1 pseudogene is annotated in these 255 nt (G+C 60.0%); it reads left to right on the plus strand.

What is annotated here, in order from left to right:
- Positions 1-255 (plus strand): annotated as a pseudogene (locus E0D98_RS27030) (conjugal transfer protein TrbA); the annotation flags it as partial.

Below are 255 nucleotides of genomic sequence, written 5' to 3' on the forward strand. Positions count from 1 at the left end.
TTTACGCACATGATTTGCGCCTGACGCCTCCGAACTGGCTGTGGCTCAAGGGCGTTGACCGGACGCTCTTCTATGCCCTTCACCGGGCAAACACCACAAAAGGCTTCATCGAAGGGGCCGGCGTGGTAGCCGTTGCCCGGGCAGAAAATGAAGCGTGTCGTCTCGGCCTGCCCTGCCCGGAACCCTGTGTGGAAGAAGCCATTGAAGGGCTGCGGCAGGACATGCTGAGACTGGGGTTGATATGGGACGAACCTC

The sequence above is a fragment of the Escherichia sp. KCJ4928 genome (assembly GCF_004352695.1).
GTDB lineage: Bacteria > Pseudomonadota > Gammaproteobacteria > Enterobacterales > Enterobacteriaceae > ECMA0423.